Annotated in this window: 2 protein-coding genes (both running past the window's edge); both read right to left on the bottom strand. The window is 75.2% G+C overall.

Annotation, left to right across the window (positions count from 1 at the left end):
- On the bottom strand, positions 1–3,553 hold the beginning of the coding sequence (locus P696_RS42585) for a non-ribosomal peptide synthase/polyketide synthase (RefSeq protein ID WP_034482717.1). 18,665 nt of this gene lie to the left of the window's left edge; the window shows 3,553 of its 22,218 coding nt (coding positions 1–3,553); the start codon lies at positions 3,551–3,553; the stop codon falls past the left edge of the window.
- A protein-coding gene (locus tag P696_RS0101765; RefSeq protein WP_026410982.1) for a non-ribosomal peptide synthase/polyketide synthase crosses the window boundary here: on the bottom strand, positions 3,550–17,879 show its 3' portion. 4,723 nt of this gene lie beyond the right edge of the window; only the last 14,330 of its 19,053 coding nucleotides appear in the window; the start codon falls outside the window, past its right edge; it ends in the stop codon at positions 3,550–3,552. Before P696_RS0101765 ends, P696_RS42585 begins: the two co-directional genes overlap by 4 nt.

Below are 17,879 nucleotides of genomic sequence, written 5' to 3'. Positions count from 1 at the left end.
CCTCGTGGCGTTCGACGACGGCGTCCAAAGCGCGGCGCAGGGTGGGGACGTCGAGATCGCCGCGCAGGCGGAGCGCGACCGGCACGTTGTAGTCCGACGACCCGGGTTCGAGCTGGTTCAGGAACCAGAGGCGCTGCTGCGCGAACGACAGCGGGAGCCGTCCGCCGCGTTCGACCGGCACGACCGGCGGGACGACCAGGCCGGACGGCGCGGCGTCCAGGCGCGGCGCGAGGCCCGCGACGGTCGGCGCGTCGAACAGCGCCGAGAGCGGCACCTCGACGCCGAAGGCCGTCCGGATCCGGGACACGACCTGCGTCGCGAGCAGCGAGTGCCCGCCCAGCTCGAAGAAGTTGTCGTGGACGCCGATCCGGTCGCGGCCGAGGACCCGCGCCCACAGCCCGGCGAGCATCTCCTCGGCGGGCGTGCGCGGGGACGCGGAGGACTCGTCCCCGGCGTCCTGGCCGGGCTCGGGCAGCGCCCTCCGGTCGATCTTGCCGTTGGCGGTGCGCGGCAGCGACGCCAGTTCGACGTAGGCAGCGGGGATCAGCGGTTCGGGCAGCCGCTTCGCCAGCGCCGCCTTCAGCTCGCTCGCGGGCGGCAGGCCGTCCACGCCCGCGGCCGGGACGACGTGCGCGACGAGCCGCCGCTCCGCGCCCTCGCCGCGCGCGGTGACGACGGCGGCGGCGATGTCCGGACGGGAGGTCAGCGCCGCCTCGATCTCGCCCGGCTCGACGCGGAACCCGCGCACCTTGACCTGGGCGTCGACGCGTCCGAGGAACTCCAGGCGGCCGTCGGGACGCCACCGGACGCGGTCGCCGCTCCGGTACATCCGCGTGCCGTCGGCGGCGTACGGGTCGGCGAGGAAGGACGCGGCGGTGAGGTCGGGGCGTCCGCGATAGCCGCGGGCGACGCCGACGCCCGCGATGAACAGCTCGCCCGGCACGCCGACCGGCACGGGGTTGAGCGACGCGTCGAGAACGTAGAGGCGGGCGTGCGGGAGTGGCCGTCCGATGGTGACGGGCCGGTTCGGCTCGAGCCGGTCGGTGGCGACGCCGACGGTGGTCTCGGTCGGGCCGTAGTGGTTCATCACGGCGCGGTCGCCCGCGACGTTCAGGACGTCCTCGACCAGCCCCGCCGGAGCCGCCTCCCCGCCCAGGACCAGCGTCTTCGCGGGCAGCAGACCCTCCAGGCCGCCGACCGCGAGCGCCGCCAGATGGGACGGGACGATCTTCAGATGGTCGATGGCGTGTCCGGTGAGGTAGCCGCGCAGCAGCACCGGGTCGGCCGCGACGTCCGCGTCGATGAGGTGCAGCGTCCCGCCGGACAGCAGTGCCCCGAACAGCATCGTGTTGCCGAAGTCGGTCACGGCCGACTGAACGAGCGCGTATCCGCCGGGGCCGAACCCGAAGCGGTCGATCACGCCGTCCAGGTAGGCGGCGAGGTTGCCGTGCGTGACCTGGACGCCCTTGGGCCGTCCGGTCGAGCCGGACGTGTAGATCACGTAGGCGGTCTGGTCCGGATGCGTCGGCAATGGGCCGGGTTCGGGGGCGGCGGCGATCATCACCTCGCTCGTCGGGTCGTCGAGGGCGACGACGTGCGCGCGGGCTCCGACGGGCAGGTCGTCCACGGCGTCGGAGGTGCCGACGACGACCTGGACGCCGCTGTCGGCCAGCATGAACGCCAGCCGTTCCACCGGCAGCGCGGGGTCGAGCGGGAGGTACGCGCCGCCCGCCTTCCAGATCGCCAGCAGCGCGACGGCGAGGTTCGCACCGGCGAGGTCCCCGGCGCGCGGAAGGCACACGCCGACCACGGTCTCCGGGCCGACGCCGAGGGCGCGCAGGTGCCCGGCGAGGCGTCCGGCGCGGGCGCGCAGGTCCCCGTAGGTGAGGACGGTGTCCCCGGCGACGGCGGCCGTCGCCTCGGAGGGCGCGGTCACCCGGTCGTGGACGCCGGGGACGTCCGGCACGGTCCCGCCGTCCCCGGCCCAGTCGTCCAGCAGCCGGGTACGTTCGGGGACGGTCAGCAGCGACAGCTCCGACAGGTGGCGCTCGGGTGCGACCGCCATCTGCTCCAGGACGATCCGCAGGGCCGTGACCAGACGCTCGATCGTGGACCGGTCGAACAGCTCGGCGCTGAACTCGGCCGTTCCGGTCAGGCCGTGGTCGCGTTCCACCAGGAACAGCGTGAGGTCGAACTTGGCGGTGACGCGGACGCCGGACGCGGGTCGGTCCTGGCTATCCTCCGCTTCCGGGTTGGCGCCGCCGTCCTGGTCGTAGTTGAACAGCACCTGGAACAGGGGCGTGCGGGACCGGTCGCGGTCGACGGCGAGGTCCTCCACCAGGCGTTCGAAGGGAAGGTGCTGATGCGTGTAGGCGTCCAGGGCGACCCGACGGACGCGCGCCATGACCTCGGCGAGCGTCGGGTCGCCGGACAGGTCGGTGCGCATGACCAGGGTGTTGACGAAACAGCCGACCACGTCCTCGACCTCGGCGCGGTCGCGGTTGGTGACCGGCGTGCCGACGAGCACGTCGTCCTGCCCGGCGAACCGTCCGAGGACGACCGTGAACGCCGCCATCAGCGCCATGAACATGGTGGCCCCGGCGTCCCGGCCGGACGCGCGCAGCCGCTCGGCGACCTCCTCGGGGATCGCGAACTCGACCGCGTCGCCCTCCGAGGAGCGGACGGCCGGACGCGGGCGGTCGGTCGGCAGCTCCAGCGGCGCGGATCCGGCGAGGCGTCCGCGCCAGTGGTCGAGTTCGGCCTCCAGGACCGGGCCGGTCAGCCATGCGCGCTGCCACACCGCGAAGTCGGCGTACTGGACGGGCAGCGGCGCGAGCGGCGACGGCTCGCTGCGTGAGAACGCCTCGTACAGGACGGCGAGCTCCCGGCGCAGCAGGGCGATCGACCAGTCGTCCGCGACGGCGTGGTGCAGGACGAAGCTGAGCAGGTGGTCGTCCGGCCCGGTGGTGACGAGGCGGACGCGGAGCAGCGGGCCGGCGGCGAGGTCGAACGGCGCGGTCTCGTCGGCGTCGGTCAGCGCGCGGGCGGCGGCGGCCGGGTCGGGCTCGCCGCTCACGTCGTCGCGGACCAGCACGCCGGGCCGCGGCGCGTCGATGACCTGGTGGGGCACGCCGTCCGGGCCCGCGGCGAACCGGGTGCGCAGCGCCTCGTGCCGCGCGACCAGGGCGTCCACGGCCGCGGCGAGCGCGGGAACGTCGAGCGGGCCGGGCAGCGGCAGCACCGTCGGCATGTTGTACTCCGACGAGGCCGGGTCGAGCCGGTGCAGGAACCAGAGCCGCCGCTGCGCGAACGACAGGGGCGGCGGGACGTCCCGTCCGGCGGGCCGCACCGGCGGCGGGCCGGGTCGGCGGGGCCGGACGTCGCGTCCCCGCAGCAGCGCGATGATGTCCTCGCGGTGCGCGGCCACCTCCCGCCGCAGCTCCTCGGTGAGGGCCTCGGCGGGGGCGAGCACCCGCAGCCGTCCCTCGGCGAGCGACAGCCGGACGCCCCGGTCCTCCAGGACGCTGACCAGGTTCTCGGCGGCCGGGGTCACCGCGCCGCCCCGTCCGTGCCGTCGCTCGCCTGGGCCTGGTCCCGCCCGAGTTCGCGGGCCACCTCGTCCTCCGACATCGCGCCGATCTCCTCCAGCAGCCGGGCCTCGACGACCGCGCCGAGCCCGGCGACGGTCGGATGGTCGAACACGTCCGCGAGGCCGAGCCGCACCGCGAAGGCGGCGCGCGTCCGGGCCAGGACGCGGGTGGCGAGCAGCGAGTGGCCGCCCAGGTCGAAGAAGTCGTCGTGCGCGCCGACCCGGTCCAGGCCGAGCACCTCCGCCCAGATCCCCGCGACGATCTCCTCGGCGGGGCCGGACGGTGCGGTGAACGCGGCGTCCAGGCCGGGCCGGACGCCGTCCGGGGCGGGCAGCGCGTCCCGGTCGACCTTGCCGTTCGGCGACACCGGCAGCGCCTCCAGCAGGACGAACACGCTGGGGACCAGGTGGTCCGGGAGGGTCCGTTTCAGGTAGGCGCGCAGCTCGGACGTGGACGGCGGGTCCGCCGCCTCGCCGCCCGGGACGACGTAGCCGACCAGGCGGGCGTCACCGTTCACGCCCGGCTCGCCGTCGAAGCCCTGCTCGCCATCGAAACCGTGCGCCGCGACGACCGACGCGGCGACGCCGGGATGGCCGGTGAGGACGGCCTCGACCTCGCCGGGTTCGACGCGGTGGCCGCGCACCTTGAGCTGGCGGTCGAGGCGTCCGAGGAACTCCAGCTCGCCGTCCGGGCGGAGCCGGACCAGGTCGCCGCTGCGGTAGAGGCGTCCGCCGTCCCCCGCGAACGGGTCGGGGACGAACCGCTCGGCGGTCAGGACGGGCCGTCCGGCGTAACCGCGCGCGACGCCCGTCCCGCCGATGAACAGCTCGCCCGGGACGCCGACCGGCACGGGGTTGAGGCGGCGGTCCAGGACGTGGACGCGGGTGTTGGCGAGCGGCCCGCCGATGGGCGCCGGGCCGTCCGCGCCGAGGCCGACGAGGGCGCTGGACGTGGAGTCGATGGTGGCCTCGGTGATGCCGAACGCCGTGCGGAGCATGACGTCCGGGCCGAGCGCGCGGCGCGTCCGGGTGACGGCGGCGGCGCGCCACGCGTCGGTCGTCACCAGCAGGAGGCGGAGCGATCCGAGGGGCTCACCGGTCCGCTCGACGTGCTCGACCAGCTCGTCGACCAGGCGGGGCGCGGCCTCGAAGGCGTTCACGGCGTGCCGTTTCACGGCTTCGGCGACGTCGGTGGCGGAGGCCTGGAGGCGGTCCGCGCCGAGGACGAGCGTCCCGCCGGATCCGAGCGCGCGGACGAGGTCGCCGGTGAACACGTCGAAGCTCGCGCTCGCCATCGACAGCCACCGGTAGCGCGTGCCGTCCGGCATGAACGCTGCGCTCCACGCGCCGTACACGCTCATCAGGGAGCCGTGCTCGATCTGCACGCCCTTGGGACGGCCGGTCGAGCCGGAGGTGTAGATGACGCAGGCCAGAGCGTGCCGTCCGCCCGGTGCGTTCTCCAGCGGGCGGGACGCGTGGGCCTGAACGGCTGTGGTCGTCTCGGGCGCGTCCAGGCGGATCGTGGTTCCGGTGTTCCAGCCGGGGATGCCGGACTCGGCCTCGGTGAGGAGGAGGCGGGCGCCGCTGTCCTCGAGCATGAAGGCGAGGCGCTCCTCCGGGTACTCGGGGTCGAGCGGAAGGTACACGCCGCCCGCCTTCCACGTCGCGAGGACGGCGACGAGCAGGTTCGTCCCGCGCGGCAGGTGAAGCCCGACGACGCTCTCGGGGCCGACGCCGGAGTCACGCAAGTGGCGGGCGAGGCGGTTCGAACGTTCGTCCAGGTCGGCGTAGGTGAGGATCTGCTCGTCGTAGACCACGGCCTCGTCGGCGGGGAACGCGGCGGTGCGTTCGGCGATCAGCTCGTGGACGGTCCGGGGCGCGGGCAGCGGGACCTTGGTGTCGTTCCACTCGACGACGAGGCGGCGCAACTCGTGGGTGGAGAGGAGCGGGAGGTCGGCGACGCGCCGTCCGGGGTCGGTGGCGACGGCGGCGAGGAGCGTGCCGAAGTGGGCCGTCATGCGGCGGGCGGTCGCCTCGTCGAACAGGTCGGTCGCGTATTCGAGGGCTCCGGAGAGGCCGTCGCCGTCCTCTTCGAGGACGAGCGTCAGGTCGAACAGCGTGGACCGCCAGGGGATGTCGATGCCGTCGCCGTCGTCCGGGGCCGCCGTCCCGCCGCCACCTTGGCCGTAGTCGAACATGACCTGGAAGAGGGGGTGGCGGGTGCGGTCGCGGTCGGGCTGGAGGGCGTCCACGAGCTGCTCGAACGGCAGATCCTGGTGGGCGTAGGCGTCCAAGGCCGTGCGGCGGACGCGGTCGAGCAACTCCCGGAACGTCGGGTCACCGGACAGGTCGGTACGCATGACCAGGGTGTTGACGAAGAAACCGATCAAGCCCTCGGTCTCGGCACGGTTCCGGTTCGCGATCGGCGTCCCGACCGCGACGTCCTCCTGGTCGGCATAACGGCTCAGCAGGATGCCGAACGCGGCGAGCAGGGTCATGAACATCGTCGCGCCGGACTCGCGGCTGAGGGCGCGCAGGGCCCCGGTGACCTCGGTGGGGACGTGGAAGCCGACGGCTGAACCGTTCGAGGAACGTTCGGCCGGGGGCGTCCGGTCCGTGGGCAGTTCCAGGACGGGCAGCCGGTCGAGCCGCTCGCGCCAGTGGTCCAGGTGCTCGTCCAGGACGTCGCCGGACAGCCATGCGCGCTGCCACACCGCGAAGTCGGCGTACTGGACGGGCAGTGGTGCGAGCGGCGACGGCTCGTCCCGCGAGAACGCCTCGTACAGCGCGCCCAGCTCGGAGCGTAGGACGCCCGCCGACCACTCGTCGGACACGACGTGGTGGAGGCAGAGGAACAGGAGGTGGTCGTCCGGAGCGAGGGTGAGGAGCTTCGCGCGGAGCAGCGGGCCGGTGGCCAGGTCGAACGGCTCGGCGGCGGCGTCCGCGATCAGGTCGCGGGCGGCCAAGGACGGGTCGGGGGCGCCGGACAGGTCCACGACCGGCAGCGGGATGGGCGCGGGCGGATCGATGAGCTGGTGCGGCTCGCCGTCGTCGTCCGCGACCAGGCGCGTCCGCAGGACCTCGTGACGCTCGACGACGGTGTCGAGCGCGCGGCGCAGGGACGGCGCGCCGGGCGCGCCCGGCAGCCGCAGCATGACCAGCGAGTTGTACTCCGACGACCCGGGTTCGAGCTGGTCGAGGAACCAGAGCCGCTGCTGCGCGAACGACAGGGGCAGCGGCCCGCCGCGTCCGGCCGGGGTGATCGGCGGGGCGGTCCGTCCGGGCCGGGCGGCGGCGACCGCGTCGGCGAGGTCCGCCACGGTCGGGTGGTCGAACAGCGCGGACAGCGGCACCTCGACGTCCAGGGCCAGGCGGATCCGCGAGACGACCTGGGTCGCGAGCAGCGAGTGACCGCCCATCTCGAAGAAGTTGTCGTGGACGCCCACCTTCTCGCGGCCGAGGACCTGCGCCCACAGCCCGGCGAGCAGTTCCTCGGTCGGGGTGCGTGGCGCACCGGACGTGGCGTTCGCGGCCGGGGCGGCGTCGGGGGCGGGGAGGGCCTTCCGGTCGATCTTGCCGTTCGGGGTGCGCGGGAGCGACGCCAGCTCCACGAAGACCGCCGGGATCAGGTGCTCCGGCAGCCGCCGCGCGAGGGCCGTCCTCAGCTCGCCCGGGGACAACGCTTCGCGGCCCGCCGCCTCGGATGGCACGACGTATCCGACCAGGCGCCGGTTCGCGCCCTCGCCGTCGGCGACGACGACGGCCGCCGCGACGCCGTGCAGGCCGGTCAGCGCGGCCTCGACCTCGCCGGGTTCGACGCGATGGCCACGCACCTTGACCTGCGCGTCCGTCCGGCCGAGGAAGTCCAGTGCGCCTTCCGCACGCCACCGGACGCGGTCGCCGCTGCGGTACATGCGCGCGCCGTCGGCGGCGAACGGATCCGGGACGAACCGGTCGGCGGTGATGTCCGGACGGCCGACGTACCCGCGCGCCAGCCCGACGCCCGCGATGAACAGCTCGCCCGGCACGCCGACCGGCACGGGGTTCAGCGACGCGTCCAGGACGTACAGCCGGGCGTGCGGCAGCGGACGCCCGATCGGGACGCCCTCGTCCGGCGCGAGCCGGGACGTGGCGACGCCCACGGTCGCCTCGGTCGGGCCGTAGTGGTTCATCACGACACGGTCGCCCGCGACGTCCAGGACGTCCTCCACCAGCCCGGCCGGGGCCGCCTCGCCTCCGAAGACGAGCGTCCGCGCGGGCAGCAGGCCCTCCAGGCCGCCCGCCGCGAGCGCGGCCAGATGGGACGGGACGATCTTCAGGAAGTCGATCGGGTGCTCGGCGAGGCGGGCGCGGAGCAGGGCCGGGTCGGTGGCCGTCCGCTCGTCGATCAGGTGCAGCGTCCCGCCCGAGACCAGCGCGCCGAACAGCATCGTGTTGCCGAAGTCGGTGACCGCCGACTGGACCATGCCGTACGTCCCCGCGTCGAACGCGAACCGCTCGGCCACGCCCCGCACGTAGGCGGTCAGGCCGCCGTGCGTGACCTGGACGCCCTTGGGACGCCCGGTCGAGCCGGACGTGTAGATCACGTACGCGAGCCGGTCCGGGTGCACCGGGCCCGCTTCGACGAGAGCGGCGACGGCCACGGACGCCTCGGTGAACGCGTCGTCCAGGACGACCATCCGGACGTGTCCGGCGGGCAGGTCGCCGACCGTGTCCTCGGCTCCGACCAGCAGTGACGCGCGGCTGTCGGCGAGGACGAACGCGAGCCGCTCCGCCGGGAGGGCCGGGTCGAGCGGCACGTACGCGCCGCCCGCGCGCCACACGGCCAGGACGGCCGTCACCAGGCCGAGCCCGCGCGGCAGGCAGACGCCGACCACGGTCTCCGGGCCGACGCCGAGGCCGCGCAGGTACCCGGCGAGGCGTCCGGCGCGTTCGTCCAGCTCACGGTAGGTGAGGGAGGCGTCCCCGGAGACGACCGCCGTGGCGTCCGGTTCGCCGCGGACGAGCCGGTGAACGCCGATCGGCTCGGACAGGGACCGTCCCGACCCGGCCCACTCCCCCACCAGCAGGCGGCGCTCGTCGTCGCCGACGAGCGTGAAGCCGGAAAGGGGCTGGTCAGGGCCGGTTCCGAAGGTCTCCAGGACGCGGTCGAAGGCGGCGGCGTAGCGTTCCGCGGTCGCCCGGCCGAACAGCTCGGCGCTGTACTCCAGCGCCCCGGACAGCCCGCCCGCCTCGGTGTCGGACAGGACGAGCCGCAGGTCGAAGCGGGTGCTGCGGTTGCCGGGCGGCGCGACCGGCGGCGTCTCGGGCACCTCGCCGTCATAGTTGAACAGCACCTGCACCAGCGGGTGGCGGGACCGGTCGCGCTCCACGACCAGGGCGTCCACGAGCTTCTCGAACGGCAGGTCCTGGTGGGCGTAGGCGTCCAGGGCGTCGGCGCGCACCCGGGCGAGGACGTCGGCGGGCGCCGGATCGCCGGACAGGTCGGCGCGCAGCACGAGCGTGTTGACGAAGCAGCCGATGAGGCCCTCGGCCTCGGCCCGGTTCCGGCCCGCGACCGGTGTGCCGACGAGCACGTCGTCCTGGCCCGCGATCCGTCCGAGCAGGACGGCGTAGGACGCGAGCAGCGTCATGAACATCGTGGCCCCGGAGCGGCGGCTCAGCGCGCGCAGCGCGGCGGCGGTCCCCGGCGGGACCTCCACGGGGACCGCGTCGCCCTCCGCCGACCGGACGGCAGGACGCGGCCGGTCGGTGGGCAGTTCGAGTGGCGCGGCGTCCGCGATCCGTTCGCGCCAGTGGTCGAGTTCGGCGGCGAGGACGTCCCCGGAGAGCCGTTCGCGCTGCCAGACCGCGACGTCGGCGTACTGCACCGGGAGCGGCGGCAGGTCGGCGGGCAGTCCGGCGCGGAGGGCGTCGTGGAGGGCGGTGAACTCGCGGATCAGGATCCCGGCGGACCACTCGTCCGACACGGCGTGGTGCAGGACGACGCAGAGCACATGGTCGTCCGGGCCGAACCTCAGGAGCCGGGCGCTCATCAGCGGCCCCGCGCCCGGGTCGAACGGGACGGCCGCGTCGGCGGCGACGATCCGCTCGGCGGCATCAGCCGGGCCGGGGTCGCCGGTGAGGTCGGTGACGGCGAGCGTGACGCGGCCGTCCGGGTCGATCACCTGGTGGGCGACGCCGTGCTCGTCCGGGACGAACCGGGTGCGCAGCACCTCGTGCCGCTGGACGAGCGCGTCCAGCGCGGCCTGGACGGTGTCCGGGTCGGCCGGGCCGTCCAGGCGGAACGTCGTCGGGACGTTGTGCTCGGCGGAGCCGGGGGCGAGCTGGTCCAGGAACCACACGCGCTGCTGGGCGAACGAGAGCGGCAGCGGACGGTCCCGGGGCACGGCCGTGATCGCCGGGACGGTCGCGCCGGGCGCGTCCCCCTCGATCGCGGCGGCGTCGAGCACCCGGCCCAGCGCGGCGGGCGTCGGGTGGTCGAAGAGCCAGGCGACCGGGGCCTCGACGCCGAGCGCCGCCCGGACCCGCGACATCACCTGCGTCGCGAGGAGCGAGTGGCCGCCGAGCGCGAAGAAGTCGTGGTCACCGCCGATCCCGTCGCGGCCGAGCAGCTCGGTCCAGATTCCGGCGAGGGTCTCCTCGGTCGGCGTGCCCAGGGCCGCGCCGCCGGACGTCCCGGACGCGGACGCCGAGGTGCCGGGGTCGGGCAGCGCCGTCCGGTCGATCTTCCCGTTGGCGGTCAGCGGCAGCGTGGCCAGCTCCACGAACGCCGACGGCGTCAGGTGCTCGGGAAGCGAGGGACGCAGCGCCCCCCGCAGTGCGACGGCGTCGGGAAGGCCAGCCTCGGCGTCGGCGGGAACGGCGTAGGCGACAAGGTGGCGTCCGGAGCCCTCGCCGCGCGCGACCACCACGGCCGACCGGACCTGCGGCAACGCGGTCAGCGCGGCCTCCACCTCGGCGGGCTCGACGCGGAACCCGCGCACCTTCACCTGCCCGTCGGTGCGGCCGAGGTAGACGAGCCGTCCCTCGGCGTCCCAGCGGACGCGGTCGCCGGTCCGGTAGAGGCGGGAGCCGTCGGCGGCGAACGGGTCGGCCACGAACCTCTCGGCCGTGAGGTCGGGGCGTCCGCCGTAGCCGCGCGCTACGCCGACGCCGCCGACGAACAACTCGCCGGGCACGCCGATGGGCGTCGGGCGGAGCGACACGTCCAGGACGAACGCGCGCGTGTTCGCGATCGGACGTCCGATGGGCGGCTCACCGTCCGCGTCGGGTTCGCACGGGCCCATCGAGGCGCAGACGGCCGTCTCGGTCGGGCCGTAGGCGTTGAACAGGCGGCGGTCGCGCGCCCAGGCGCGGGCGACCTGGCCGTCGAGCCGCTCCCCTGCCGCGAGGAGGGTGCGGAGGCCCGACAGGTCGTCCGGGGAGAGCACCTCCAGCAGCGCGGGCGGCAGCGTCGCGACCGTGACGTCGTGCGCGCGGATCAGTTCGGTGAGCACGGCGGGATCACGGCGCGCCTCGGACGGCGCGACCACCAGCGACGCCCCGTACGCGAGGGCCATGAAGACCTCGGAGACGACCGCGTCGAACCCGAACGACGCGAACTGGAGCGCCACGTCGTCCGCTGTGACCCCGATGACCTCGTGCTGGGCGGCGACCAGGTTGAGCAGCGCACGGTGGGTGACGTGGACGCCCTTGGGCCGTCCGGTCGAGCCGGACGTGTAGATCACATAGGCGAGGCCGTCCGGGTGGACGGCGGCGTCCGGGCCCGGGGGTGCGGCGTCGAGCGCGGCGCGGACGGCCTGGTCGTCCAGTTCGAGCGTGGGGACGCGTCCGGCGGGGAGGTCGTCGAGCGTGCCGCCCGTCCCGACCAGCACGGACGCGCGGCTGTCGGTGACCATGTGCGCGAGGCGGTCGGCGGGCAGCGCGGGGTCGAGCGGCAGGAACGCGGCGCCCGCCCGGAGCGTCGCGAGCATCGCGGTCATCATGTCCGCGCCGCGCGACAGGCAGAGCCCGACGATGGTCTCGGGGCCCGCGCCGAGCGCGCGCAGGTGGTGGGCGAGGCGGCTCGCGTCGGCGTCGAGCCGGGCGTAGGTGAGGGTGGACGTGGCGTCCGTGACGGCGGGCGCGGCCGGGCTGGTCAGGGCCCATGCGGCGACCATGTCCGCGACGGACGCGACGCCTTCCGGCAGGGCCGCCTCGGTGCTGTTCCAGTCGGCGGTGACGCGCTCGCGCTCGGACGCGGGCAGCGGTGTCAGTTGCGACAGGCGCAGCGTCGGGTCGGCGACGACCTCGTCCAGCAGGAGGCGCAGGCGGTCCACGAGCCGCTCGACCGTGGCCGGGTCGAACAGCTCGGTGCTGTACTCGACGATCCCTCCGAGGCCGTCGCCCGCGTCGGTGAACGCGAGCCGGACGTCGGTGAGGGCGATCGGCTCGGCGATCCCGAGCGGCGTGACGTCCAGGCCGGGCAGGTCGAGCCGGTCGCCGCCGCCGTCCTCCTGGTCGTAGTTGAACAGGGCCTGGAAGACGGGTGTGCGGCTGCGGTCGCGGACCGGCCGGAGACCGTCCACGACCTGCTCGAACGGGACGTCCCGGTGCGCGAACGCGGCGAGCGCGTCGCGCCGGATCCGCGCGACGACCTCGGCGAACGTCGGGTCGCCGGACAGGTCGGCGCGGAGCACGAGCGTGTTGACGAAGAACCCGGCCAGGCCCTCGGTCTCGGCGCGGTCGCGGCCCGCGTCCGGGGTGCCGACCAGGATGTCGTCCTGGCCGGTGAACCGGGCGAGCAGGACGGCGTACGCGCCGAGGAGCGTCATGAACAGGGTCGCGCCGCAGGTGCGGCCGAGTTCACGCAGCCCGCGCCCGGTCTCGTCCGGCACCGCGAACCCGACGACCGCGCCCGACGACGTCCGGACGGGCGGGCGCGGACGGTCGGCGGGCACGTCCAGCACCGGGGCGCCCGCGAGGCGGTCGCGCCAGTAGCCGAGCCGCTCGTCCAGGACGCCGCCGGAGAGCAGGTCGCGCTGCCAGACGGCGTAGTCGGCGTACTGGACGGGCAGCGGCGCGAGCGGCGCGGGGCGGCCCTCGCGGAACGCGCCGTACAGGGCGGCGATCTCGCGGCCGAGCACCCCGGCCGACCACTCGTCGCACACGATGTGGTGCATGACCATGGTGAACACGTGGTCGTCCGGGCCGAGCCGGTACAGGTTCCACCGGCACAGCCGGCCGTCCGCCAGGTCGAACGGCGTGCCCGCGTCGGCGGCGGCGAGAGCGGTCGCGCGGGCTAGCGGGTCGGTCTCGCCGGACAGGTCGTCCCTGCGGAGTAGGGCCGTCGCGGGTGGGTCGATCACCTGCGTGGCGGTGCCGTCCACCGTGCGGAACCGGGTGCGCAGGGCCTCGTGCCGTTCGGTGACGGCGTCCACGGCCGCGCCGAGCGCGTCGGCGTCGAGCGGGCCGCGCAGGCGCAGCGCGACGGGGACGTTGAAGTCGGTCGAGCCGGGTTCCAGCTGGTCCTGGAACCACAGCCGCTGCTGCGCGAACGACGCGGGGACGAGCCCGTCGCGGTCGGCGGGGAGGAGCGGCGGCGCGGTCAGGCCGGTCGCGGCGGAGCCGATCGCCTCGGCGAGCCGCCGGACAGTCGGGTGCTCGAAGAGGGCCGCGACGGGCAGCTCGGTCTCGAAGGCCGTCCGGACCCGGGACACGACGCGGGTCGCGAGCAGCGAGTGGCCGCCCAGGGCGAAGAAGTCGTCGGTCGCGCCGACCTCGGGCAGGTCCAGGACGCGCGCCCAGATCCCGGCGAGGACCTCCTCGGCCGGGGTGCGCGGCGCGGACGGCTCGCCCGGCGTCGGGTCGGGTTCGGGAAGGGCTCCGGTGTCGAGCTTGCCGTTCGCCCGGACGGGCAGCGAGGCGAGTTCGACCACGGCCGCCGGAACGAGCTGAGCGGGCAGGACGGTCCGCAGGAACGCGCGCAGCTCGTCGGGGGCGGGCAGCCCGGCCGCCGGATCGGCGGGCACGGCGTACCCGACGAGGCGTCCGTCGCGGGCGGTGACGGCCGCCGTCGCGACGGCCGGGTGCCGCCGCAGCGCGGCCTCCACCTCGCCCGGCTCGACCCGGATCCCGCGGATCTTCAGCTGGCCGTCGGTCCGGCCGAGGAAGGCCAGCGCGCCGTCGTGGCGTCGGCGGACGCGGTCGCCGCTGCGGTACATGCGGGCGCCGTCGGCCGTGAACGGGTCGGGGACGAACCGTCCGGCGGTGAGGTCGGGGCCTCCGGCGTAGCCGCGCGCGAGGCCCGCGCCCGCGATGTACAGCTCGCCGGGAGCGCCGTCCGGGACCGGGTTCAGCGCCGCGTCCAGCACGTACAGCCGGGTGTTGGCGACCGGCCCGCCGATCGGCACCACACCGGACGGTTCGACCGGCCGCTCGCACGCCCATGCGGACACGTCGATGGACGCCTCGGTCGGCCCGTACACGTTGTGCACGGCGGCGTCGGGGTCGGCGTCCTGGAACCGCGCGACGTCCTCCCCGGACAGGGCTTCCCCGCCGCACACCACGAGCCGCAGCCCGGCCCCGGCGAAGCCGTCCTGCCGGACGAGCAGCCGGAACAGCGACGGCACGCAGTCGAGCACGTCGATCCGCTCGTCCCGGACGAGCGCCACGAGGTGGTCGAGGTCGGCGCGCCGCTCGGGGTCGGCCATGACGACCGTGCCGCCCACCGACAGCGGCCACAGGATCTCGCCGGTGGCGGCGTCGAAGCCGATCGCGCTCTTCTGGAGCATCCGCTCGCCGGGCCGGAGCGCGAAGGTCTCCTGCCGCCAGGCGAGGACGTTGACCAGGCCGCGATGCGTGAGCAGCACGCCCTTGGGACGACCTGTGGACCCCGACGTGTAGATCACGAACGCGAGCTGGTCGGGGTGGGTCTCCGGCAGTGCGACGGCCGGGGGGGTCGCGATCGTCGGGTCGGCCGCGTCCACGGCGTGGACGGCGGGGTGCGCGGCGAGCCGGTCCAGGGTCCCGGCCTGCCCGATCGCGACGCGGACGCCGCAGTCGGCGAGCATCCGTCCGAGGCGCTCGTCCGGGTGCGCGGGGTCGAGCGGCAGGTAGGCGGCCCCGGCCTTCAGGACGCCCAGCACCGACACCGCGAGGTCGACGCCGCCGGTCACGCAGAGGCCGACGACGTCGTCGCGTCCGACGCCGAGTCCGCGCAGGTGGTGGGCGAGGTGCGTGCTGCGTTCGGCGAGCGCCGCGTAGCTCACGGCCTGGCCGTCGGAGATGACGGCGGTGGCGTCCGGCGTGCGGACGGCCTGCGCGTCGAACAGTTCGTGGACGCCGCCCACGGACGGCACGGGCGCGGCCGTGTCGTTCCCCTCGGCGATCAGGCGGTGCCGTTCGTCCGGGTCGGGCCAGGCGAGCTGGGAGAGGTGGCGGTCCGGGTCGGCGGCGAACGCGTCGAGGAGGTGGACGAACTCGGCGGCCATGCGGCGGACGGTCGCGGCGTCGAACAGGTCGGTGCTGTACTCGAGCGCCCCGGACAGCCCGTCGCCGTCGATGACGACGATGCTGAGGTCGAACGGCGTGGTCCCCCGGGCGCGGCCGAAGCCGGTGACGTCCAGGCCGGGCAGGCCCTCGGTCATCGCCGCGTCCGCGCGTTCGACATCGAACAGCACCTGGAACAGCGGGTTGCGTCCCGGGTCCCGGTCGGGCGCGAGGGCGTCCACGACCTGCTCGAACGGGACGTCCTGGTGCGCGAACGCGCCGAGCGCCCCGGCGCGGACGCGTCCGAGCAGTTCGGCGACCGTGGGGTCGCCGGACAGGTCGGTGCGCAGCACGATCGTGTTGAGGAAGAACCCGACCAGGCCGTCCAGTTCGGCTCGGCCGCGTCCGGCGATCGGCGCGCCGACCACGACGTCCTCGCCGCCCGCGTACCGGCCGAGGAGCAGCGCGAACGCGGACAGCAGCGTCATGAACAGCGTGGCGTCGGAGCGCTGGGCGAGGTCGCGGAGGCGGGCCGCGGTCTCGTCCGGGATGTCGAACGGGACCTGCGCGCCGTCCGCCGACCGGACCGCCGGGCGTGGACGGTCGGTGGGCAGGTCCAGTTCGGCGGCGTCAGCGAGGCGGTCGCGCCAGTAGCCGAGCTGCTCGTCCAGGGTCGCGCCGGTCAGCAGGTCGCGCTGCCAGGCCGCGAAGTCGGCGTACTGGACGGGCAGCGGCGGCAGCTCGGCCCGCTCGCCACGCGAGAACGCCGCGTACAGCGCGGCCAGTTCCCGCCACAGCACGCCGGACGACCATTCGTCGCACACCACGTGGTGCATGCAGAGGCTCAGGACGTGGTCGCCGTCGCCGAGCCGGATCAGCGTCCCCCGGACGAGCGGCCCGGCGGCGAGGTCGAAGGGCGTCGCGGTCGACTCCGCGACCAGGTCCTCGGCCTCGGCCTCCGCGTCCGGGTGGTCGGTGAGGTCGAGGACGGTCAGGTCGAACGGGCGCGGCGGGTCGATCATCTGCAGGACGTCGTCGTCCGGGCCGACCAGGCGGGTGCGCAGGGCCTCGTGACGTGCGACGACGCCGTCCAGCGCGGCGGTCAGGGCGCCGGTGTCGAGCGGGCCGGTCAGGCGCAGCGTGAGCGGGACGTTGTACCGGGTCGAGCCGGGTTCGAGCTGGTCGAGGAACCAGAGCCGCCGCTGCGCGAACGACGCGGGCGCGGGAGCACCGGCGTCTGCGTTCCGGGGTGTGATCGGCCGTCCGGCGGCCGTGCGCGGCGCGTCCCCGTCGAGGAGCGCGGCGAGCCCGGCGACCGTGGGGTTGTCGAACAGGTCGGCCAGGGACGGTTCGGTCCCGAACACCTCGCCCAGCCGCCACAGCGCGCGGACGGCCAGCAGCGAGTGCCCGCCGAGCTCGAAGAACGTGTCGTGGACGCCGACGTCCGCGACGCCGAGCACCTCGCGCCAGACGTCCGCGACCTTCTCCTCGGACGGCGTGCGCGGCGCGACCGCCGCCCGGCCGAGGTCGGGCCGGTCGCCGCCGGGGTCGGGCAGTGCCGCATGGTCGAGTTTGCCGTGCCGGGTCAGCGGGACGGCGGCGATCTCGACGAACGCGGCCGGGGTCATCGCCTCGGGCAGCCGCTCCCGGACCAGCGCGCGCAATACGGTCGCGGACGGGATCCCGGAGGCCGGGTCGGTGGGCACGAGGTAGGCGGCGAGCCGGTCGCCGCGCGCGACGACGACGGCCTCGGCCACGTCCGGGTGCGCGGTCAGGGCCGCCTCGATCTCGCCGGGCTCGATCCGGAAGCCGCGCACCTTGACCTGGTGGTCGGTGCGTCCGAGGAAGTCGAGTTCGCCGTCCGGGCGGAGCCGGACGCGGTCGCCGCTGCGGTACAGGCGGGTGCCGTCGGCGGCGAACGGGTCGGGCACGAAGCGTTCGGCGGTCAGGTCGGGGCGTCCGCCGTAGCCGCGCGCGAGGCCGGGTCCGCCGAGATACAGCTCGCCGGGCACGCCGGGCGGGAGCGGCGCGAGGTACCGGTCCAGGACGTGGGCGACCGTGCCGGGCAGCGGCCCGCCGATCGGCGTCGGCGCGTCCTCCGCGAGGTCGGCGAGGGTGCTGTAGGTGCTGTCGACCGTGGCCTCGGTGATGCCGAACGCGGTGAGGAGCCGCACGTCCGGGCCGAGGACGCGGCGGGCGAGCCGGACGCCGGACGTGCGCCAGGTGTCGGTCGTGACGACGACGAGACGCAGCGATTCCGTGTTGTCGCCGGTCCGGTCCAGGTGGTCGACCAGGTCGTCCACGAAGCGCGGGGCCGCTTCGAACGCCTGGACGCCGTGCTCGGCGATCGCGCGGGCGAGTTCCGGCGCGCGGGCCTGGAGACCGACGGGCGCGAGGACGAGCGTCCCGCCCGAGCCGAGGGCCCGGACGACGTCCCCGGTGAACACGTCGAACCCGGCTCCGGCGACGCACAGCCACCGGTAGCGGGCGTCCGGGTCGAAGTGCGTGCTCGACCAGGCCGTGTAGAGGGAGGTCAGCGAGCCGTGGGTGGTGTGGACGGCCTTGGGCCGCCCGGTCGAGCCCGAGGTGTAGATGACGGCCGCGAGCTGCCCTGGCACGACGGCCTCGGACAGCGGCTGCGTCGTCTCGTCGGCGAGCAGGCCGGCGGGGCTGAGCACTCGCGTTCCGGCCGGGAGGACGGCCGCCAGGTCCCGGTCCTGCTCGGCGAGGACGATCCGAACGCGGCTGTCGGCGAGTTTGTAGGCGGTGCGCTCGGGCGGGTCGTCGGGGTCGAGGGCGAGGTAGCCGCCACCCGCCT

It is taken from the genome of Actinomadura oligospora ATCC 43269 (genome assembly GCF_000518265.1).
In the GTDB taxonomy this organism is placed as follows: domain Bacteria; phylum Actinomycetota; class Actinomycetes; order Streptosporangiales; family Streptosporangiaceae; genus Spirillospora; species Spirillospora oligospora.
The sequence above is the reverse complement of the archived record's forward strand: the minus strand, read 5'-3'. Positions and strand labels throughout refer to the sequence as shown.